The organism is Bacillus sp. S/N-304-OC-R1, from assembly GCF_019749375.1.
Classification (GTDB): Bacteria; Bacillota; Bacilli; order Bacillales; family Cytobacillaceae; genus Cytobacillus.
Genome location: NZ_JACWFE010000012.1, coordinates 1 through 22,532 on the forward strand (window position 1 = coordinate 1; position 22,532 = coordinate 22,532).

The window sequence follows — 22,532 nt, forward strand, 5'->3', positions numbered from 1 at the left end:
CGCTTCCGCTTTTCTTTGTCTAGCTACAGCGCATTGGCCATTCCGCAGTAATTATTAACATCCAATTTGTCTTGCGATAACCATGCGTTGAATTTCAGAAGTTCCTTCGCCGATTTCTGTCAATTTTCCATCACGCATAAATCGCTCAACATGATATTCCTTCATATACCCATAGCCACCGTGTATTTGCACTGCCTGATCTGTTACTTCCATGCAAATTTCAGATGCATATAATTTACACATTGACGCTTCCTTTGAAAATGGTCTGCCTTGATCTTTTAACCAGGCTGCCTTATAGACCATATTCCTTGCCAATTCAATTTTCATCGCCATATCAGCAAGCTTAAACTGAATGGCTTGGAATTGGGAAAGAGAACGTCCAAATTGCTTTCTTTCTTTTGCATATTGCAAAGTTTTTTCATATGCTGCTTGAGCGATTCCAACAGCCATGGCCCCTATTCCTATTCTTCCCCCATCTAGGGTAATTAAAAACTGCTTAAATCCTTCTCCTTTTTCGCCGAGCAAGTGCTCAGTCGGAACGCGCACATTGTCTAATACTAATTCTGTCGTATTCGAAGCGTGCAGCCCCATTTTTTCATAATTATCGATTACCTTAAATCCTTCCGAATCAGTTGGAACAATAATCGCACTAATTTCTTTCTTTCCATCCTTTTCACCTGTGACAGCTGTCAAAGCTAAATGCTTCGCATAGCTGGCATTGGTGATAAAGCATTTATTCCCATTAATAATATACTCGCCATCTACTTCAACTGCAGTTGTTTTTGTTCCACCGGCATCAGAACCGGCGTTAGGTTCAGTTAAACCAAATGCACCTAATGATTCACCAGTACAAATAGGGACTAAGTATTTTTGTTTTTGCTCCTCTGTACCGAAGAGATAAAGAGGCGCACCACCCAATGAAATATGTGCTGAATATGTGATTCCTGTAGAAGCGCAAGCACGGCTTAACTCCTCTGTAACAATAGCAAAACTAATAGTATCTGCACCTGCTCCACCATATTCCTCAGGGAATGGCAACCCCATTAACCCAAGATCAGCCATCTTTTTAAATATATCAATTGGAAATTGCTTTGTTTGATCTCTTTCCAGTGCACCTGGAGCTACTTCTTCATCTGCAAATTCTCTTATCGTTTTTAATATCATTTCCTGTTCAGCCGTTAAATCAAAATTCATACCGTAATCCCCCTTTATAACACTTTTGAATACGCTTACATTTATATTATAAAAGAGGTTGCCTAATTTTCACAACATTTAAAAACTTTGTAAAATATTTTATTATACAAATATAGAAATAATAATCAAAAGGAGTCCTAAAGCTCCAGAGATGGAAAAGGATAAAAATTTAAACTTCCAGCCCGTAAATAGCCACAATAAACAATTAACAATTACATTTATGTATAGAAACATTAAACTGCCTGGAAATAATTTCGAAATAAATTCAACAGACGATAATAATAAAATTAATGCAGAAGCAATCAATGGAATTTGTAACAAAATTCCTTTTTTAGAAAAATAATATGTGAACAAAATACCTGCGAAAACAAATAAAATTGAAAAGGTGATTTGCAAAGTAATAGACAATTCAGTAAAATGGATTAAAAACACAGTAACTGGAATCAAAAGTAAAAAGAGAAAATGATTTTTCCAATATTTCTTTTTAGATTTTGAAGGTTCATTTATTTCTTCCGGGCTATTCCCCTCTGTGTACAGGGCTAAAAGGTAATTGCAATATTGTTCGGGCAGCATCCGATTATTTTTCCAAGTTATGATTTCGTTTATAATAATCTTTTTTCTCGTTTCATTCATAATGATGACACGTCCATTTCCGGTACAAAAAAAATAGTCTACCTCTATTGTAAGAAGTAAACTATTTTCTGACAATCATTTTCTATTCTAAGAAGTCTTTCAGTCGCTTGCTTCTGCTTGGATGTCTTAGTTTGCGCAAGGCTTTTGCTTCAATCTGGCGAATACGTTCACGTGTAACACCGAATACTTTACCGACTTCTTCTAACGTCCGTGTACGTCCGTCATCAAGTCCAAAGCGAAGTCTCAGTACATTTTCCTCTCGATCAGTTAAAGTGTCTAGAACATCCTCTAGCTGCTCTTTTAACAGCTCGTAGGCCGCATGCTCTGACGGAGAAGTTGCATCTTGGTCTTCAATAAAGTCACCTAAGTGAGAATCGTCTTCCTCACCAATTGGTGTTTCTAAAGAAACTGGCTCTTGGGCAATTTTTAAAATTTCCCTCACCTTGTCCGGAGTTAAATCCATGTCCTCAGCAATTTCTTCTGGTGTTGGTTCACGCCCTAAATCCTGAAGTAATTGACGCTGAACACGGATGAGCTTATTGATAGTTTCAACCATATGAACAGGAATTCGGATTGTTCTAGCCTGATCAGCAATAGCTCTCGTAATAGCCTGACGAATCCACCAAGTAGCATAAGTACTAAATTTAAATCCTTTTCTATAATCAAACTTTTCAACAGCTTTGATTAAGCCCATGTTTCCTTCCTGAATTAAGTCAAGGAAGAGCATCCCACGTCCAACATAGCGTTTAGCAATACTAACAACTAATCGAAGGTTTGCTTCGGCAAGACGTCTTTTTGCTTCCTCGTCGCCTTCTTCAATACGCTCAGCAAGTGAAATTTCCTCTTCAGCAGAAAGAAGATCTACACGGCCAATTTCTTTTAAGTACATGCGAACAGGGTCATTAATTTTTACTCCTGGAGGCACACTTAAATCATTTAGATCAAATTCTTCTTCACCTTTTGCTAGTTCCTGAATATTTGGATCTGCATCGTCATCATTATCTCCAACGAGTTCAACACCTTGATCTCCTAGGAACTCGTAGAATTCATCCATCTGATGAGAATCCAGTTCAAAATGGGCCATTTTTTCGGCGATATCGTCATAGGCAAGAACGCCCGTCTTCTTTCCAACTTCAGTTAGTTGTTCCTTCACTTGTTCTAGGGTCAATTCTGAATCAACTTCTTTTGAACGAGCTGATTTTTCAGCCATATGTCCCCCTCCTTCCAAAGTACAGACAATCTTTTAAAAAAAACTAATCTATAGAGACTTGCGCAATTGAATAATTTCCATTGCAATCAAGGCTGCTTTCGCAAAATCGCTTTTCCGCTCTGCTTCTTTTTGTTGGAGCAGTTTTTCTTTTATCATTAACATTTTTTGATAATTAAACACCTGTTTTATATAATCCGTTAATTCTTGTTCGCTTAATTCCTCGTTTATGCTCATCATTTCGATATCAGCAACAATTCTTTTTAACTTCTCATCTTCAATAAAATTTATAAAAGCACTAGTATCCGGCGGATTGCCTTCCTCATAGTAGCCTAGTAAGTAAGTAATGATTGCTTGATGCTCATCGACATTAAAAGTATTTCCCTGCAGCCGATCCTGGATTTTAAAAGCAAGCTCACTATTTGTAAGCATATGTGCAATTAAATTTCTTTCGGCTCGATAATAAGCTGGTTTTAGCTGTTTTACTTGCTTTGGAAGAACAAGCTGTTGTTTGTTTTCAACCGGACTCTGTCCTTTATTCTTCCTTCTATCTGTAAAATTAATTTGTTTTTCCTGCTCTTTAAGTGCCTCTAAAGAAAGCGAAAATTCATCGGAAATTTGCCTTAAATAATAATCCTTTTCAACAGCATTATCTAATTTGCTAATTTCCGTTAATACTTCTTCGATATAGAGCAAGCGATCTCCTTCATCTTGAAGCTTTTTCCCTCTTCGGTAATAAAGAAGTTTGAATGCCATTAGTGTTTGGCTTCCATCAATTACCTCGTTACGGAACTTTTCCGGCCCAAATTTTTTAACATAATCATCGGGGTCAAGTCCATCAGGCATTAATGCTACCCTGACTTGGCATCCTGCATTTGATAGCAAATTTGCTGCCCGAAATGCTGCTTCAATTCCAGCATGATCTGAATCATAACAGACAGTAATATTTTGAGCAGTTCTCTTTAATATAGTGACATGATCGTCTGTTAATGATGTTCCCATTGTGCCAATGCCGTTTTCAACCCCTGCAAGATCAGCAGAAATTACATCTGCAAACCCCTCAAATAAAACAGCATTTTGATGCTTCTTAATATGTGGCCTTGCTAAATGAAAATTATATAAAATTTTACTTTTATTAAAGATTGGCGTTTCAGGGCTATTTAAATATTTGGGCTCATCGTCCCCTAGTGATCTTCCTGAAAAAGCAATCGTTTTTCCATTTCGGTCAAAAATAGGAAACATTATTCGATTTCTAAAGCGATCAAAATGACTGCCATCTTTATCACGCTTTATGATTAGTCCTGCCTTTTCCAGCACATCAATTGGGAATTTTCTCTTCGTTAAAAACTTATATACAAAATCCCAAGAATTTAGAGAATACCCAATTTGAAATTTTTCTATTGATTCAATTGTGAATCCCCTGGCAAGCAAATAATCTAATGCATGTTGGCCATCTTTTGTGTTTAGCAGCAGATGATGATAGAATTTACGCAATAGCTCATGAGCTTCTAGCATTTGCTGAATATCAGGAGGAACTGATTGTTGAGCTGTTGCACTTTGAACATTAATATCGAGCTTAATATTCCCTTTTTCAGCTAATTTGACAGCAGCCTCTTGAAAGGAATATCCTTCAAGATCCATTAAAAATGAAAAAGCATTTCCTCCCGCTCCACAGCCAAAGCAATGATATATTTGCTTATCAGGTGAAACAGAAAAGGATGGCGTGTTCTCTCCATGAAATGGGCATAAACCAAAGTAATTTCGTCCTTGTTTCTTTAATTGAACATAGTCGCTTATAATATCAACAATATCGACAGATTGCCGAATCTCATTCACCTTTTCCTCGGCGATACGCTCTACCATGGGAACATCTCCAATTAATTACAAATCTCTTTGCCTAGCGCAGATCTAGGCTTAATTTAGATGCTATATATTTATTTCTATAAAGATTAACGAAATCCTTCAAATTTCGACAAAATCTTTGTCAATTCTTTCACAAACCTCGTACGATCTTCCCGACTGTCAGGCTTGGGTCCTTTCCCATATATCCCCCTTCGTCGCGCTATTGCTGATAAAAATCTCTGAGCGCAGTATGAATGTCTTTCTCATCGTATGAAATCCCCTTTGGAGACAGAACAAAAACTCCTTAAAGTAAAAGTGTCGATGCTAATCTAAACCTGAGTCACAACTACATCCTATTCATCACATGATTCACAAAAAACAGTTCAACAGCTTCTTTGCTAAAATCACAAATTTTCATGTCACTCCGTCTAGGTAATTTTTCATGTGAGCATATGAAGCGGTAAATATTGCTTCAACAGAAAAATTATTAGTTATTTCGACAATTTCTTCTTTTACAGGACAAGAATCGGCATCAACCAAAATGATTGGATTGGCCAATGTTCTAATTATTCTACATCACTCCACATATTCCTTCTTTCTAAAAACAACTTTTGACTAGTATTAAAACACTCTATAAAACATAGCATAGTGCTATGTAATAGAATTAATGCTAAAAAGCCATTTTAATAAGCCAAACTATATCAATTGGTAGATGTCGAATTGTTTTTAGTCCGGTCACTTGACTTCTCACAATAAATAGTTTATTCCTTCACACTGAACTCTAAACCTAAACTACAACATTTTTATCACAATTTTTTATTATAGTATAAAAAATCACTAATATCTATTATTTTTTCATATTTCTAATTAAATTTTTCAAGCGAAATAAATAGCAATTTTCAAAAGGTTCCGCTACTTTTTCCCTAAAAAAGAAAAAGGCACATAATGAGAATTATGTGCTAGCTTTTTGGAAAGCTTTTGTGATATTGATTTAATATTAAATTCGCTGTTTCTTCAACGGCTTTATTGGTCACATCTATAACTGGACATTTTAATCTATTTACTACCTTCTCAAAATAATTAATTTCTTCTGTTATCCGTTCAATATTAGCATAGCTTGCACTATCACTTAAGCCTAAGGAGATAAGGCGTTCTCGGCGGATATGATTGAGTTTTTCAGGACTAATTTTCAGCCCAAAACACTTTTCCGGCTGCACTGAAAATAATTCTTCTGGCGGGTCTACTTCAGGTACTAAAGGAACATTTGCAACTTTTAGTCTCTTATGAGCTAAATATTGAGAGAGCGGGGTTTTCGATGTACGCGATACACCGACTAGAACGATATCAGCCTTTAATATTCCTCTAGGGTCCCGGCCATCATCGTATTTTACTGCAAATTCAATTGCCTCGATTTTTTTAAAATAATCGTCATCCAATTTTCTTACAAGCCCTGGTTCAAAGAGCGGGGTTTTTCCATGCAAATGCTGAATTTTATCCATTAATGGACCAATTATATCACAGGCATATATTCCTTCTCTTTCAGCAAGCTCATTAATATACTCACGCATCTCAGGCTTAACTAGAGTATATACAATCATTCCTTTATCCATTTTGGCTAATGATACAACTTCCTCTATATGAACTTTGTCCTCTACATATGGAAATCGTTTAATTGTTACCCCGCTGCCATTAAATTGGCTGGCAGCTGCCTTTGTAACTAACTCGGCAGTCTCCCCAACAGAGTCAGACACAACATAGATGATTGGCTTAGTTGTCATCCCTTAACACCATCTCCTCTGTTCATGAAATTAATTGTCTTCTGCAAGAGCAAGAAAAGCTTTTGTTAAATTTGTTTTCGTAATTCTGCCTATGACTTCAAAACCTTTTTCTGTTTCTTTCACAACAGGCATTGCATCTATTTGTTTCTCTATCAATTTCTTGGCAATATCAATTAAAAGATCTTCTTTTTCACACATCGCAATATTCGGCATTCTTGTCATAATAATATTTACCGGAATATTCGTCAATTCTTGCTTGCCTAAACTCGCACGCAATAAATCTTTTCTGGAAAGGACCCCAACAAGCAACGATGCTTGATCCACGACAAATAATGTTCCTACATCCTCAAGAAACATTGTACAAATCGCATCGTAAACCGAAACATTTTCGCTTACAACAACAGGGATTGATTGATAATCTTTTACATACAGCTTATTTAAATTTTCCGTAAGCAGCTGTGTACCTGATTTTCCGGTATAAAAATAGCCAACTCGCGGCCGTGCATCCAAATAACCTGCCATTGTTAAGATAGCTAGGTCCGGTCTTAATGTTGCCCTTGTTAAATTAAGTTTTTCCGCTATATTTTCGCCTGTAATGGGACCGTTTTCTTTTACAATTTCTAAAATCTTTTCTTGCCGCTTATTTAATTCGATTGTCCTCACCACCTTAGAGCTAGACTAATAGTATTGAATAACGCCTTTAATGTTATACTTTTATAAAATTATTATATACTATTTAGCACAAATGAAAAGAATCTTTATTTAAGGCTGCGAAACAATGCAATCTATTGCAGTTTATTTTATTGGAAAGAGCCTGTCATTTGGCACAGGCTCCAGTATATAAAATGCTATTTAACAATAATTTCGTTCACATTAGCGAATTTTTTAATCATTTTAGCTAATTGAACCATTTGATTAAGTCGATTTTCCCGAATCTCCTGACGATCAGCCATAACCATTGTATTTTCGAAGTAATGATCGATTTCTGGCTTCATCGAAATAAGAAGTTCAAACTCATCATTCTCTGAGATTTGAGCTGCCAATTGTTCTTTAATATCCGCGTATTTATTGAAAAGATTTGTTTCAAATTCATTTTCAAATAATTCCGGATTTACTTCTCTTGGGTTTTCAGCTTTAGCAGAAATATTTAGTACACGGCTTAAAGCTTCCATGCTTTCTTTAAAGCCAGCATCATTCTTTCTATTTTCTAAAACTTCTGCTCGTCTTACAATGGATGGCAGTGAACCAATTTCATTGCCAAGAACCGCTTCGATTAAATCATATCTAATATGTCTTTCCTGAAGAATATGTTTAATTCTTAGTTTAAAGAATGAAGTCAATTCATTAGAAAGTTCACATATGGATTTTTTAGCAATTCCAGCTTTTTCTGCTAAAGATAAAGCAGAATTGATTAGCCATTCTAAAGGAATATTCCATTCTTTATTTATTAACGTCTGCACAATACCTGTCGCTTGACGTCTAAGTGCGTATGGATCCTGAGAGCCGCTAGGAATGATGCCAATAGCAAAGCAAGCTGCAATAGTATCCATTTTTTCTGCAATAGAAAGAGCTGCTCCTGCGTTGCTTGCTGGTGTATTGTCTTCAGCATTCCTTGGCATATAATGCTCGTTGATTGCGATTGCTACTGCAGGCTTTTCACCCTTTTGCAAAGCATATTTTTCTCCCATAAATCCTTGAAGCTCCGGAAATTCATAGACCATGTTTGTAACAAGGTCAAATTTGCAAATTTCACTCGCTCTATCTGCTGTTTGCTTTTCTTCACTGCTAAGTTCAAGCTTATTAGCCATCTCATTCGTAAGCATACGAACCCGGCTCACTTTCTCTGAAAGTGTCCCAATTTCCTCATGATAAACAATAGATGTTAATTTAGCTAACAAAGAATCAATCTCTGATTTTTGGTCTTCTTTATAGAAGAAGGCTGCATCGGAAAGTCTTGCTCTTAGAACCTTTTCATTTCCTTTTGCTACTTTTTCTAAATGCTCATGACCGCCATTTCGAACTGTTACAAAAAATGGAAGAAGTTTACCTTCATTCGATTTTACTGGGAAGTAGCGCTGATGCTCCTTCATTGAAGTAATTAATACTTCTTCTGGAATTTCTAAAAATTCCTCTTCAAATCGTCCAAAAAGAGCTGTTGGATATTCAACAAGATTTGTAACCTCTTCTAGAAGCTCTTCATCTATTGGAATCACCCATTCATTTTCCTCCGCGATTTTTTCCAACTGCGATACTATCGCTTCTTTTCTTTCCATAGAATCCACAATGACGTATTGGCCAAGCAATGCTTTGACATAATCTCTCGGATCGTTAATCTCAATTTTGCTTCCTAAGAAACGGTGGCCAAGTGTCCAATTAGATGTCTCTACATCAGTGATTGAAAATGGAATGACTTCACTTCCGAATAAAGCAAGCAGCCATTTAATAGGACGAATATAGCGAAGGTCATTATTTGCCCATTTCATATTTTTCGGAAATGTCATAGCCGTAATGATTTGCTGCAATTCTGGCAGAAGCTTAATCGTTTCCTGTCCTTGGATAAATTTTTTCACATGGACGTATTCTATCCCATTAATTTCTTTAAAATAAATATCCTCAACACTGGCACCTTGGCCACGGCAAAAACCGACTGCAGCCTTTGTCCATTCGCCATTTTCATCAAGTGCAATTTTTCTCGCTGGTCCTTTTGCTTCTTCATGAATATCCTCTTGAGCCTCGACAACCTCTGTGACTAGGACCGCTAGACGACGTGGTGTAGAATATGCTGTAATATTGTCAAAGCCAATCTTTTTCTCCATTAGCCAAGCTTGAATTCGATCTGACAGCTGATTCATCGAATTCGTTACAAAGCGAGCTGGCATTTCCTCTAAACCTATTTCTAAAAGAAGATCTCTCTTAGTCACGATTCTCGTCCTCCCTTGTTTGCAAAATTGGGAAACCTAACTTTTCACGCTCATCATAGAAGGTTTTGGCAATTTTTCTTGCAAGGTTACGGCAGCGCCCAATGTAACCCGTTCTTTCTGTTACCGAAATGGCCCCTTTAGCATCTAACAGATTAAAGGTATGTGAGCATTTTAATACATAATCATAGGCTGGATGTACAAGCCCAGCTTCCATTTGGCGATGCGCTTCCTTCTCGTAAATATTAAATAGATTAAATAGCATGTCTACATCTGATGTTTCAAAAGTATATTTAGAATGTTCATATTCAGGCTGTAAGAAAATATCTCTTACTGTAAATCCATTTGTCCATTCAAGGTCAAAGACATTTTCTTTCTCTTGAATATAAGAGGCTAATCGCTCAATTCCGTATGTGATTTCAACAGAAACAGGTTTACACTCTAAACCGCCAACCTGCTGAAAATAAGTAAATTGTGTTATCTCCATTCCGTCTAACCATACTTCCCAGCCTAAGCCTGCACAGCCTAGTGATGGGTTTTCCCAGTTATCTTCAACAAATCGAATATCATGCTCAAGCGGATTGATACCTAGTGCTTTCAATGAGTCTAAGTACATTTCTTGAATATTGTCTGGTGATGGCTTCATAATAACCTGAAATTGATGATGTTGATAAAGACGGTTTGGATTTTCTCCATATCTCCCATCAGCAGGACGCCGTGAAGGCTCCACATAAGCTACGTTCCATGGCTCTGGACCAATTGCTCGCAGGAATGTATAAGGACTCATTGTTCCTGCACCTTTTTCAACGTCATAAGCCTGCATTAAAATACAGCCATAATCAGACCAATGCTTCTGTAAGGTTAAAATCATGTTTTGAATGTTCATTCCGCACCCTCACTTCATATTTTTTTAACAGTTATTAAGAATAAAAAACAAAAAACTCCCGTCTCTATGCATGAAGCATAGGGACGAGAGTTAACCCGCGGTTCCACCCTATTTGCTGCAAGTTAGCGTGCAGCCACTTTATTCCGAAGTTGCTCAGAAGCGCCTTCCTTATCCATCAATACCCTAGCTCGCACTATCCTAGGTTCGCTTTTATTGAATAAAATAAGTACTTTTCTTCCTCATAACAACTATTAAATTTAATAATTTGAATCATAAACGAAACAAAATTGAATGTCAAGTAAGAATAGTTTTTAAACCGGACAAATTATTGACGATTATAATTATCCTTCATTAGAACATATCTTCAAACTTAGCCATTTGATTTAAAAACTTTTTAGTTTTTAAATTAAGTCCTGAATACTCATCGTAATAGGCTGATATTACTTTTTTAAGCTCTGCCTTTGTTTCCGGCTTAACCGATATATTCCCAAGACGAGATAAATCAAAATAATAAAACAGCCTCAATAGTTTTACGGTTCCTGGAGATATTTTAAAATGATAGGGATCCTTCTCCAAACAACGATGACAAATCAGACCGCCCTCTCTTATCGAAAAGGAAAAATGACCGTCAGTATTGCTGCATATTGCGCATTGATTTAATACAGGATAAAGCCCTAATGTATTTAGCATTTTCATTTCAAAAATATTAACGATAATTTCAGGATCATAACCTTCATTTAGTAAGTTTAATACTTGGTAAACTAATTCAAACAAATAAGGATTGGGCTTTCTATCTTCAGTACCTTTGTCTGTTAAATCAACAATATAGCTAGCGTATGCTGTCAGGAATATATCTTCGCGGATAGATCGCATGGAAGAAATCATTTCCCCTTGCTGAAGACTTCCCAAACCGCTGCTTCTTTGTACTAAAAAATATCCGTATGTAAAAGGTTGGGTGACGGCAGAAAGCCGGCTATTCGGCTTTTTTGCTCCTCGTGCCATCACACCAAGTTTCCCCCATTCACGGGTGTATAAAGTAACAATTTTGTTTGTTTCACCATAATTTGTTGTTCTAATAATGATGCCCTCACATTTATCAAGCATCATAGCCACCATCCCTATATGGTAGACAATCTATGAGATGGGAAAGTCTGCTTCTGTAAACTGTGCGTCCTGATTTCCGGGTATTTCTTGAGTTTCCTGTTCTAGCTCTTTTAAGAGAAGATATGTGTCAATATTACCTGTCTGTGAAAAGACCTTCCAGGTAAAATCAATCATCGAAAACCCCACCTTTCCGTTTTTAACGCATATTCTTTATCCCAAATCCTTACCATTTATCATAGCCTGTCTTTCAAATTTCATAAGAGAAAAAAATTGTAAATTAAAATCATACATAATTACTGTTTGACAGTAATACTTTAGTTAAGGCTGGACAATTTGGAACACATTTTAATAATCATCTTCACGGAATCCAAAATCCCGCAGCTGTGACATTTTATTGCGCCAATCTTTTTGAACCTTAACCCATAATTCTAAAAACACTTTTGAGCCAAGCAGGTTTTCAATATCTACACGGGCTCTTTGACCAATTTCCTTTAACATTTTTCCTTGTTTTCCGATGACAATCCCTTTTTGTGAATCCCTCTCGACCACAATTGTAGCCATAACATGAACAACGTCTTTATCGTCGCGGCGCTCCATCTTATCAATTAACACGGCAAGCGAATGAGGAATTTCTTCCCTTGTTAAGTGCAGTGCTTTTTCCCGAATGAGTTCAGAAACGATGAATCGTTCAGGATGATCAGTTACTTGATCAGCAGGATAATATTGCGGACCCTCTGGGATATATTTTTTTATTTGCTCTAATAAGTTCTCTACATTATTTCCTTCGAGAGCTGAAATAGGAATGATTTCACTAAAGTTATATTTTTCTTTATAAGATTCAATAATGTTCAACAGTTTATCAGGGTGAACTTGATCTATCTTGTTAATAACAAGAAATATTGGCGTGCGTATAGATTGAAACTTTTCTAAAATAAATTCTTCCCCGCGCCCATAGCCCTCAACAGCATTCACCATAAACAAAATAACATCGACTTCTTTTAAAGTATTTTGTGCGACTTTCATCATGAAATCGCCTAGTTTATGCTTTGGCTTGTGAATTCCTGGTGTATCGATGAAAATATATTGAGCATCATTCGTTGTTAATACACCTTGAACCTTATTTCTAGTTGTTTGAGGTTTGTCACTCATAATGGCTATTTTTTGCCCAATTACCCTATTTAAAAAAGTGGATTTTCCAACATTTGGTCTTCCGATTATTGATATAAATCCTGATTTATGTCCTTTTTCTGTGTTAATCATTTAAATCCTCCGGTGAAAAAGCTCCAGGCAGCAGTTGTTCTTTCGTTATTTCAAGAATATCTCCCTTTAGGTTTGTTAAATAAATTTTTATATCTGTTGGGCAAAGTTCTGCAATCACTTGACGGCAAGCACCACAAGGAGAACAAGGACGGTCCGTATCTGCTACTACAGCCATTGCTGTAAAATTTCTGTCGCCTTCGGAATAAGCCTTGAAAATGGCTGTTCTCTCAGCACAATTGCACATACTATATGCCGCGTTTTCAATATTGCATCCATGGTATACTTTACCATCTGTTGTTAAGAGCGCCGCGCCAACCTTAAATTTTGAATATGGAACATAAGCTCTTTCTCTTGCTATTTTTGCTTCTTCAATTAATTTTTCAACTTGCACGAATACGTCTCCCTTTCGTAAAGAAGGATGTTACTCCTTTTATTTTACCCTAAATTTTAATCAAAAGCATCGATTGTAGCAAAAACGTAACATAAAAAATTGAATTTTCCAAAAATACACACAAACTATGTTACATTGCTATGCTATTTTATCAAAGTTAAGGGAGAATTTACAAATAGGGCTAGGTTTCATATTGAAAACAGAATAGTCATATTCACTTATTGCTTGTTTTATTACCCTTTATTTTTATTATTAAACTCTAAACTTTATAAAGGATTAGCCCAAATAAAAACTGCCCGGAAAAATGGGCAGTTTCAAAAAAACAATAATATTATTTTCGGGAGAAATACAATCAATCCAATGATAACGGACATAATCGCATAGAGAAAGACTGCGCCTGCTGCCATATCCTTTGCTGCTTTTGCAAGCGGATGATAATCCTCTGTTACAAGATCGACTATTCTTTCAACCGAGGAATTTATTAGTTCCAGTGAAAGCATTCCCCCAATAGCCAAAACAATAAACAGCCACTCTAAGTAGGAAATCGAGAATAAAAATCCCATAATGATGACGATAAAAGACGCTGCAAAATGAATTTTTAAATTTCTTTCCTGGATAAAAGCCTGTTTAAAGCCTGACAAAGCATAACCAAATGAATGAACTAATGAGTTCTTTTTATCTTTGGAGACCGAATTCATTTAATATATCCTTTTGACGAGAGAACATTTCTTTTTCGTCCTCTTCTGTTTCGTGGTCATAACCTAACAAATGAAGGAAACCATGAACAGCCAAAAAGCCGATTTCTCGCATAAAAGAGTGCCCATATTCCTCTGCCTGTTCACGAGCTCTTGATACTGAAATTATGATATCCCCAAGCACTCTAGGCATCTCAATTCCAATAAGCTCTATTTCTCCCTCACCCATCTCTTCCATTGCAAATGAAATAACATCGGTAACGCTGTCTTTATTTCGGTACTCTTTATTAATTTCTTTGATCTTTTCATTGCTTACAAAAGTGAGAGATACCTCACATTCTTCTACAATATTTTCATATTTAGCTGCGAAATTAAGAAGATCGCCAATATAAGCAGTTTGTTCTTCTGTAATTTCATTTGTCTCATCTAAAAAGTCTATATTTAAACTCATGCTTGTTTCACCTTCTGTTTTGTCATTTCTGGATACTCAATTCTGGAGTGGAAAATCCCGTTTAATGTCTCGCAAAAAGAGTTAGCGACTATTTCTAATTCCTTCAAAGTTAAATCACATTCATTAAGCTGTCCGTCCTGAAGACGGTCGGCAATTATATTTCTAACGAGTCCTTCTATTTGTTCAGAAGTGGGGTGGGACATAGAACGAACTGCTGCTTCAACACTGTCCGCAATCCCAATAATAGCAGCCTCTTTCGTTTGTGCCTTCGGACCAGGATAACGATAATCCTCTTCCCGTACTTCTAGCCCATTTTGACTTGCCTTATGATAAAAAAATTTTAATAGCGTTGTCCCATGATGCTGTTCGGCAATGTCTACGATTTCCTTTGGCATTTTATGCTTTCTAAGCATTTCGGCTCCATCCGTAGCATGCGCAATAATGATATTTTTACTTGTTTGCGGTGGCAGACGGTCATGCGGGTTTTCTATATTCATCTGATTTTCAATAAAGAACTGAGGCCGCTTCGTCTTACCGATATCATGATAATAGCAGCCAACCCTTGCCAGCAATCCATTAGCTCCAATTGCTTCACAGGCAGATTCAGATAGATTAGCAACCATGACACTATGGTGGTAGGTTCCAGGTGCTTCCGTCAAGATTTTTCTTAATAACGGGTGATTTGGACTTGTTAATTCAATTAATCTAATCGTCGATAGGATACCAAATCCTGCTTCGAAGAAAGGGAGCAATCCTAACGCTAGAACTGCTGACAAAAACCCTGACAGTGCCCCAATAATTAAGTAAAAACCATATTCGAGCCCGTCATATTGCCCATTTCTTAGGAATATTAGAGAAAAAATGACGATTACATTTACAATAGCTACAAATAGCCCCGCCTGTAAAATTCTTGACCTGTTTTTTTGCTTTGTCAAAAAGATGATTCCAGCCATTCCGCTGCAAATGATATAAATTCCGGAAGAAACATGAAAAGCACCAGTAACTCCTTCATTAAAAATGATACTTCCGCAAATTGCCATAATAATCGTAAATAAAACAGCCATTTTTTCGTCGATTAAATTTCGGATCAATATAGGACCCATTGCAGCCGGGAATATATAACTTACCTCAGAATACTTAAAGTCTGGGAAAAAGCTTATCCCTTTCATAATTAAAATCGAGAGAGTAAAAATCAAACTAAATAGCAGCAGATAGCTTTGTTTCAAGTCGGATTGCAGCTTTAACTCATGAAAATAATAATATAGTGCTGCCAGGATAATAAACGTGATTAATCCCAGACCTACAAAAGGCTGGACTGAATTATTGCTGTCAAGCATTCCAATAAGCTCCAGCTGTCTGTATATATCTCTAGTTATAAGCTGCTGCTCCTCAACAATAATCTGCCCTTGAAGAATTTTTACCGGTTCAACACTTTCAACGGCTTGCTGACGCAGCTCTTCAGTTGCATTAGGATCGTAAAATTCATTTTGATATACAGCATATCTTCCCAATTCAACGGCCGCTGACTTTAGAGAAGAATTTAGACTCGTGAACCTTAGCTCTTCCTCTAACCGCTTTTTAGCATTTTCGACCTCGTCTGCAGGAATTCTCCGGCTCATTACATTATTTATTGCAGTGACTGTTACATCTTTCGCAATAGTAAGCTCGCTTCTAGACGCCTGTAATAAAGCTAGTAATGATCCATCGGAAATTTCCTTTGTTACATCCTCAGTTAGCTTCTCCTTCATCTTGGCAAGCTTTTCAGCTGGTGTCGGTTCAGAAAGACTAATTGGCTCATTTTCAGAACTATCGATTTTTTCAGCTGCCTTTTGCTTTTCTTCCAAGTCATCTTTAATCTCATCATTGACTTCGGTTGCCGAATCAAAAATAGATGTTATTAGATCTACACGATTTTGAGCAATTTCTTTTTTAACTACGTATACATCCTGCACCTGATCTGCTGCTTCTTTTTTCTTTCTCTCTGTAAAAACTTTATCTTCAATTGTAATTGGCGATCTTATCGTCTGTTCAGCAACTGAAAACAATCTTAAGTCCATTTTTTCTGGTTTTACATTACTGAACATTGCTATAAACATAACAATTCCAAGGAAAACAAATAGTAAAACTCTAAAAAAAGTTAATTCTAATAAATTTTTTATTTTTGTCAAGTATTGCTGCAGCCTTTCCAAGTTCAATCCCTCCTATCTTGGCTATTGATCTAAGACCAGATAAGTGATTTTCTTATTATCCGCCCGGCAATAAACTTCGTATATCCTCATATTTATTCATTTTACATAGAATTTAATTTTTGAAATATGTACCATTATTATATATTTTTCCTTGATTAAGTAATACAGCTTAATATCTTTCCCAAATAATCCCCCCATTATATCCTTTAATTATGTAAAATGATAACAGTTTTTCTCTCAAGTTGCACCTGTCTCTTCATACTTGTTGTTAAAAATTAGGGGAAATGCAATTATTTTTACAAAAAACATAAAAAACCGTCGAGCTCATCGACGGTAAATGAATCATTATTCATGCTGTCCGTATGCTTGAATAATTTTTGCTACAAGCGGATGACGGACTACATCACTTTCTTCGAGATGGACGAATGAAATTCCTTTTACTCCTTTTAAGATTTCTTCGCCCAAAATTAATCCTGATTTTGCACCTTTTGGAAGATCCACCTGAGTTTTATCACCGGTAATGACCATTTTTGATCCAAAGCCAAGACGAGTTAAAAACATTTTCATTTGCGCATGTGTCGTATTCTGGGCTTCATCCAGAATAACGAACGCATCATCCAATGTCCGGCCCCTCATATACGCTAAAGGTGCAATTTCAATTGTGCCTCTTTCAATTAGTCTTAGGGTATGTTCAGCACCTAATATGTCATGCAGTGCATCATAAAGAGGACGCAAATATGGATCGACCTTTTCTTTTAAATCACCTGGAAGGAATCCGAGACTTTCTCCTGCTTCAACAGCAGGACGGGTTAGAATAATTTTCTTAACATGTCCATTTTTCAAGGCGTTCACTGCCATTACAACAGCTAAATAGGTTTTTCCTGTTCCCGCCGGGCCAATTCCAAACACAAGATCATTCTTGCGGATAGCCCGAATATATTGGCTTTGGCCAATCGTCTTTACTCGAATGGATTTTCCCTTAGCATTACGGATTATCTCCTCATCGTATATATCGCTAAAATAGTCGAGTGTTCCTTTTTTTGCCATTTGGATTCCATACATGACATCTCTTTGGTTAATATTAATTCCTTTCCTAATCACTTGCAGCAATTCAGAAAGCAATTTCCCAACCATTTTCACCTGATCCATATCACCGGAAACAAATACATTTTCTCCCCGTGTAACGATAGAAACATTCAGTTCTTGTTCAATCATTTTTATGTTTGCATCCGAATTTCCTAACAAAACAATGGCTTCATTCGGATTTTCGAGTTGTACATTCATTGTCTTCAAGTCTTCTGTCATTCCGTATCTCCTTGAATAATTGGTTGTGCTTCAGCAATATTCTCAATAATTTGGAAATGTATTGATATAGTTACTTTACCATTCTCTACTGACTTGTGTAAAACTTTTTCCCCTTTTATTTTAGCATTTTCAGATAGCCTATTTTTTATATCATTTCTTGCCATAATTTTTGCCGCTTCAAATGCTTCTTCATTTGAATAAATTCTAGTTACCTGTTCTCTTTCCCTAGTTGTCTGATGAATATACGAAATCGGAAGCTCCCATTTTAAAAAACGGATCTTCTTTTCATATATTTCAGTTTCAGATTCCTTAAATTCTACCTTGCCAAATCCCCAGATCGGTAAACTTAAACTCCCTATCCTAAGAAAATGCTTTTGCTTTTCATTCCCGTTGAATACTTGAAAAGTACTTTTTAATGAAACCGTGGCATCCGTTTTATACCATGTTTCGCCGAAAATTTCACCCTTAGCTGGAACGGTTTTCGTTTTTTGTCCATCCTCGCCAATTATGCCGGAAACGAGAAGCTGACCTGGCTTTACATGATCATTAACACTGACCTTTGGCTGACCTTCCTCAACAAACATATCTACTATAACTGCCTTCTTTTTTGCAACAAGATTTCTTGGCGTTAAATATTCCGGCTTCTCCGGCTCTGTTTTTTCCACAACTTGAAAATGGTAGGTTGTCCCTTTTAATTCCACACCAACCCATGTTATCTCTTTTACATTGTCTGTAAGCTTTCGCTGAATGGCTTCAACATTATCTAGGAAAAACTGCAGTTTGCCTCGTTTTACACCTATTTCATCTAATTCCTTTCGAATTTTGTACTCAGTAGCTGGGTCGGCTCCCTTAATTTCAATTCCCCACACCATATTTGATAAAATAAGAATAACGATTAAAAATAATGGTGCCCCAATAACAAATCCGATATTTTTTAGCATTCGCTTATATACAAATGGCAAGCCCGTCCGCTGTAGAAACTCAATTCTGCAATCACTGTTTCTCACAAGAGTTCTTAATTGCTTAACATCCTTTAATTTCATTTTAAAAGTAACTGCTTCTATGCCGTGTCTTTTCACTTGCCAGACGTGAATCCCGCTTCTTGTCAAAGTGTTAATAAATCGTTCGATACCCTTTCCCTTCGTTTTTACAGTAACAATACCTCCAAAGAATTCGACCCACAGATTTTTCATTTCCTTCCCCCTGATTTCTCTTTATCACTTTATTAAGTGAATCTTGTCCCTATGAAAAAAGTTCTTACAGAAGGCTTTTGCTCCTTCTGTAAGCATTTAGTTTAATCACTGATATATGTGACCTGATCAATTTTTCCTTCCAATAGGATCTCCTCTGGCAATATCGTCTTTATAACAAAAGCCTTCCCTCTTATTAACAGCTGGCCTTGCTTTAGGAGAAGCCTTAATTCTTTATCTGAAAAAGCAAGCAGTCCACGGTGGTTCTCGATATATATATGGATTTGTCCGATCATTGTTATGCGGGGTAAATCCATCATGACATCTTGAGGAAGCTCCATATTTTTTGTCATCCATTTTCGGACGAATTGTCCCCACTTTCTTGCCATAAAAAAAGAACCCCCCTTCATCTCATATGTATGAGATGGTGGAGGGTTCTAGCACAAAATTTTTCTTTACTGAGCTAAAATTATTTATTGTTTTTGACTGATTTATGGGGGTTTTGAGCCCTTGGGGGCCCTATTATTTCCGACCAAATAATTCCGTCAATTAGCTGTTTTTTACTAGGTGACATCGGTTTGCTGATGATCTTTGAATCTGGTGATGCCATTTGGCTATATAACACGGGACGAGCAGCTGCCTGAATTAGCTCTGCTTGTTTCTCTCCTAATTGCTGCTGTTCCTTCAAGGCATCCATCCTTGCTTCAGCTTCCCTTTGCCTTTCCATAGATTCCATTTCCAGCTTTCGGGCTTGCTCAGCCTGCTGCTGTTCTTTAAACATTCTCGTATCTAATTGCGGAATACGTTCCTGAAATTGCTTAAAAATCTCAGCAGGAGATGGATTTGGGTTTGATCGAGTCTTTTTTTGCTGTTGAGATTGAGATTGATTCCTTTTATTTTTCATAATAAAGGAGACGATATAACCAATTATTACTATGATAAAAATTGGATTTTGAAAAATAAATTCCAAGAGGGAGCTCCCTCCCTTCTATTTATTAAAACAAATTAAAAACCTAAGATTATTTTTGTCCGCCGTCTTTATGATGATCTTCATTTATGCGGCCAATTGAATCCCTCATATCGGTATCTGCGGAGATATTTTTAATATTCATATAATCCATAACCCCGATATTCCCAGTTCGGAGAGCTTCGGCCATTGCAAGCGGTACTTGTGACTCAGCTTCTACAACCTTCGCCTTCATTTCTTCAACTTTGGCCTTCATCTCCTGCTCTGAAGCAACAGCCATCGCCCGGCGCTCTTCTGCTTTCGCTTGAGCAATCTTTTTGTCAGCCTCTGCCTGTTCTGTTTGCAAATGAGCCCCAATATTTTTACCGATATCTACGTCTGCAATATCAATGGACAGAATTTCAAAGGCAGTGCCTGAATCTAGTCCTTTTGCCAGAACTGTTCTAGAAATCATATCTGGATTTTCAAGTACCTTTTTATGGTTTTCTGATGAACCAATTGTTGATACGATCCCTTCGCCGACACGCGCAACAACTGTTTCTTCACCAGCACCCCCAACAAGGCGGTCAATGTTAGCTCTAACCGTAATTCTTGCTTTTGCCTTTACTTCAATTCCATCCATTGCAACACCCGCAATGAAAGGAGTCTCAATTACATTCGGATTTACACTCATCTGAACAGCTTCTAGAACGTCACGTCCTGCAAGATCAATGGCTGCACTGCGCTCAAACCTTAATTCGATATTTGCGCGGTGCGCTGCAATAAGAGCATTGACAACCCGATCCACATTTCCCCCAGCTAAATAATGGCTTTCCAGTTGATTCGTTGTCACATCTATGCCCGCTTTATGAGCTTTAATTAATGGGTTAATGACTCTGCTTGGAATAACCCGGCGGAGCCTCATCCCAATTAATGTGAAAATACTGACTCTTACTCCTGCAGCAAGCGCTGAAATCCACAGCATAACAGGGACAAATGTAAATAGAACGCTTAAAAGGATAATGGCAAGAACAACAGCCACTAACACCATAATTGTACCAGTTCCTAGCATCTTTACTCCTCCTCTTTACCTTTTAATTTCGTATCTGGTATTTCCCTAACAACAATGCGCGAGCCTTCTGCTTTCACTACTCTGACTCTTGCGTCCTTTAAAATGAAACCGCCGTCACTGACAACATCAATTCGTTCGTCTTCGATTAGAACAGTTCCAGACGGTCGCAGAGGAGTCAACGCATAGCCTTCTAAGCCAATAAGCTCTAGTCTGCTCTTATTGGAAATATAGCCTTCTTCTGTTTTAGTTGCATCGGTTAGGATGATCTTTTTAAAGAATTTCATTTTTCTACCAAACACCTTTGCCATAATAATAAGTGCTAATATTGAAATACTTAAAGCTATTAGGATAGAAATCCCCATATGAACGATATTATCAGAAGCTAAAAACAAGCTTGCTAATATCGCGGCCAAACCAATAATTCCTGCAATTCCCCCAGGGAGGAAAAACTCTGCGATGATGAGACCAATACCTATAATAAAGAGAATTAGAGTTTCATATCCGGCAAGACCTGCAACTAAATGTCCATAGAAAAACAATAGAAGTGCAGATAGGCCCATAAAGCCCGGCAAACCGAAGCCTGGGGAGTATAATTCCACTATTAGCCCTAAGCTCCCGATGGACAATAAGATGGGGATCACTACAGGATGGGTAATAAATCTTGCTATTTTCTCAGCAAAGCTTTCTTTTACTGTTTTAACCTCCGCATGGGACAGACCAAGATGATCTAGGAGGTCATTCAGAGTATGGAAGGTTCCATTCGAATAACCAACTTTTTTTGCATTTTCAGATCCTAAAGTGAGCAATTTTCCTCTCGGTGCTCCCAACTCTGGCAAATCGACAGATTCATCCGCCATAGCTAATGCATATTTAGGATCTCGCCCGCTTTGCTTAGCAGCCTCTTCCATAGCAGCAAACCAATACGATTCAGCCTTTTTGCCTGCTGTATTTCCCTGCTGATCAATAATAGCTGCGGAACCCATGGTTGAACCAGGCGCCATATAAATCTCATCTGTATTTAATGCTATATAGGCACCTGCAGATAATGCTTGTTTGTTAACAAATGAAATCGTCTTAATATCTGTCGTTGTGATTAGCTTACCAATTTTTGCAGCAGCATCCACGACCCCTCCTGGCGTGTCCAGTTCGAAAATGATAGCGGACGCTCTATCTTCTTCGGCTAGATGAACTGCTCTGCTCAAGTACGCATAAAGACCTTTTTCAATTGTTTCTTGTACAGGAACGACATAAACAATTTCATTGTCTGCATCCCCTTTAAATGGAGCAATCATTAAAATAAATGCAAAAAGGAATGAAAAAACTATTACTAGTCTTCTAAATTTCAACGTTCCCCCTCCCCTCAAATAGTTGCGTTTATTTTTATACGTTTGCCGCCTTAAAAAGGTTTCAAACTTGGCAGACTAATTCTAATTCAAGTATACTATATTTTTTCAAAAGGTATTAAGAAATG

Annotated in this window: 22 protein-coding genes; all 22 read right to left on the bottom strand. The window is 37.1% G+C overall.

Features of this window, described 5'->3' with window-relative positions; all coding sequences use genetic code 11:
- Positions 1 to 54: 54 nt before the first annotated feature.
- Positions 55 to 1,194 (bottom strand): acyl-CoA dehydrogenase, encoded by a 1,140-nt coding sequence (locus H0173_RS10335; RefSeq protein ID WP_221846373.1) that lies wholly within the window; start codon positions 1,192 to 1,194, stop codon positions 55 to 57.
- A gap of 102 nt (positions 1,195 to 1,296) precedes the next feature.
- Positions 1,297 to 1,827: a hypothetical protein gene (locus tag H0173_RS10340; protein ID WP_221846375.1), complete on the bottom strand. Its 531-nt coding sequence runs from the start codon at positions 1,825 to 1,827 to the stop codon at positions 1,297 to 1,299.
- Between the two features lie 82 nt (positions 1,828 to 1,909).
- Positions 1,910 to 3,037 (bottom strand): RNA polymerase sigma factor RpoD, encoded by a 1,128-nt coding sequence (gene rpoD, locus H0173_RS10345; RefSeq protein WP_221846377.1) that lies wholly within the window; start codon positions 3,035 to 3,037, stop codon positions 1,910 to 1,912.
- Positions 3,038 to 3,085: 48 nt separating this feature from the next.
- Positions 3,086 to 4,897, bottom strand: a complete 1,812-nt coding sequence (gene dnaG / locus H0173_RS10350) for a DNA primase (protein ID WP_221846379.1) — start codon at positions 4,895 to 4,897, stop codon at positions 3,086 to 3,088.
- Positions 4,898 to 4,983: 86 nt separating this feature from the next.
- Complete coding sequence (locus tag H0173_RS22750) at positions 4,984 to 5,100, bottom strand: hypothetical protein (RefSeq protein ID WP_396021212.1); 117 nt, start codon at positions 5,098 to 5,100, stop codon at positions 4,984 to 4,986.
- Positions 5,101 to 5,835: 735 nt separating this feature from the next.
- On the bottom strand, positions 5,836 to 6,654 hold the full coding sequence (locus tag H0173_RS10360; protein ID WP_221846380.1) for a pyruvate, water dikinase regulatory protein: 819 nt from the start codon (positions 6,652 to 6,654) through the stop codon (positions 5,836 to 5,838).
- Between the two features lie 30 nt (positions 6,655 to 6,684).
- Positions 6,685 to 7,317 (bottom strand): transcriptional regulator CcpN, encoded by a 633-nt coding sequence (gene ccpN / locus H0173_RS10365; RefSeq protein ID WP_221846382.1) that lies wholly within the window; start codon positions 7,315 to 7,317, stop codon positions 6,685 to 6,687.
- A 185-nt stretch (positions 7,318 to 7,502) separates the two neighbouring features.
- Positions 7,503 to 9,575 (bottom strand): glycine--tRNA ligase subunit beta, encoded by a 2,073-nt coding sequence (gene glyS, locus H0173_RS10370; RefSeq protein WP_221846384.1) that lies wholly within the window; start codon positions 9,573 to 9,575, stop codon positions 7,503 to 7,505.
- Entirely contained in the window at positions 9,568 to 10,458 is an 891-nt protein-coding gene (glyQ, locus tag H0173_RS10375; RefSeq protein WP_221846393.1) for a glycine--tRNA ligase subunit alpha, read from the bottom strand. Before glyQ ends, glyS begins: the two co-directional genes overlap by 8 nt.
- Positions 10,459 to 10,809: 351 nt before the next feature.
- Positions 10,810 to 11,562: a DNA repair protein RecO gene (gene recO, locus H0173_RS10380; RefSeq protein WP_221846481.1), complete on the bottom strand. Its 753-nt coding sequence runs from the start codon at positions 11,560 to 11,562 to the stop codon at positions 10,810 to 10,812.
- Positions 11,563 to 11,592: 30 nt separating this feature from the next.
- Complete coding sequence (locus H0173_RS10385; protein ID WP_221846395.1) at positions 11,593 to 11,736, bottom strand: YqzL family protein; 144 nt, start codon at positions 11,734 to 11,736, stop codon at positions 11,593 to 11,595.
- A 171-nt stretch (positions 11,737 to 11,907) separates the two neighbouring features.
- Positions 11,908 to 12,822, bottom strand: a complete 915-nt coding sequence (gene era / locus H0173_RS10390) for a GTPase Era (RefSeq protein ID WP_221846404.1) — start codon at positions 12,820 to 12,822, stop codon at positions 11,908 to 11,910.
- Positions 12,815 to 13,213 (bottom strand): cytidine deaminase, encoded by a 399-nt coding sequence (locus H0173_RS10395; RefSeq protein ID WP_221846406.1) that lies wholly within the window; start codon positions 13,211 to 13,213, stop codon positions 12,815 to 12,817. Before H0173_RS10395 ends, era begins: the two co-directional genes overlap by 8 nt.
- Positions 13,214 to 13,527: 314 nt before the next feature.
- Complete coding sequence (locus H0173_RS10400) at positions 13,528 to 13,911, bottom strand: diacylglycerol kinase family protein (RefSeq protein WP_221846408.1); 384 nt, start codon at positions 13,909 to 13,911, stop codon at positions 13,528 to 13,530.
- Positions 13,889 to 14,359 (bottom strand): rRNA maturation RNase YbeY, encoded by a 471-nt coding sequence (gene ybeY / locus H0173_RS10405; protein ID WP_221846416.1) that lies wholly within the window; start codon positions 14,357 to 14,359, stop codon positions 13,889 to 13,891. The genes H0173_RS10400 and ybeY overlap by 23 nt, the downstream gene beginning before the upstream one ends.
- The gene (locus H0173_RS10410) at positions 14,356 to 16,548 is read right to left on the bottom strand and encodes an HD family phosphohydrolase (RefSeq protein ID WP_221846418.1); all 2,193 of its coding nucleotides are present in this window, start codon (positions 16,546 to 16,548) and stop codon (positions 14,356 to 14,358) included. Before H0173_RS10410 ends, ybeY begins: the two co-directional genes overlap by 4 nt.
- Before the next feature lie 345 nt (positions 16,549 to 16,893).
- Entirely contained in the window at positions 16,894 to 17,853 is a 960-nt protein-coding gene (locus H0173_RS10415) for a PhoH family protein (protein ID WP_221846420.1), read from the bottom strand.
- A complete protein-coding gene (gene yqfD, locus H0173_RS10420; RefSeq protein WP_221846422.1) occupies positions 17,850 to 19,046 on the bottom strand; it encodes a sporulation protein YqfD in 1,197 nt (398 codons plus the stop codon). Before yqfD ends, H0173_RS10415 begins: the two co-directional genes overlap by 4 nt.
- A 101-nt stretch (positions 19,047 to 19,147) precedes the next feature.
- Entirely contained in the window at positions 19,148 to 19,432 is a 285-nt protein-coding gene (yqfC, locus tag H0173_RS10425; RefSeq protein WP_221846424.1) for a sporulation protein YqfC, read from the bottom strand.
- Between the two features lie 80 nt (positions 19,433 to 19,512).
- The gene (locus tag H0173_RS10430; protein ID WP_221846426.1) at positions 19,513 to 20,013 is read right to left on the bottom strand and encodes a hypothetical protein; all 501 of its coding nucleotides are present in this window, start codon (positions 20,011 to 20,013) and stop codon (positions 19,513 to 19,515) included.
- Between the two features lie 49 nt (positions 20,014 to 20,062).
- Positions 20,063 to 21,040: a flotillin-like protein FloA gene (floA, locus tag H0173_RS10435; protein WP_396021213.1), complete on the bottom strand. Its 978-nt coding sequence runs from the start codon at positions 21,038 to 21,040 to the stop codon at positions 20,063 to 20,065.
- A 23-nt stretch (positions 21,041 to 21,063) separates the two neighbouring features.
- Complete coding sequence (locus tag H0173_RS10440) at positions 21,064 to 22,353, bottom strand: NfeD family protein (protein WP_221846483.1); 1,290 nt, start codon at positions 22,351 to 22,353, stop codon at positions 21,064 to 21,066.
- Positions 22,354 to 22,532: the final 179 nt, after the last annotated feature.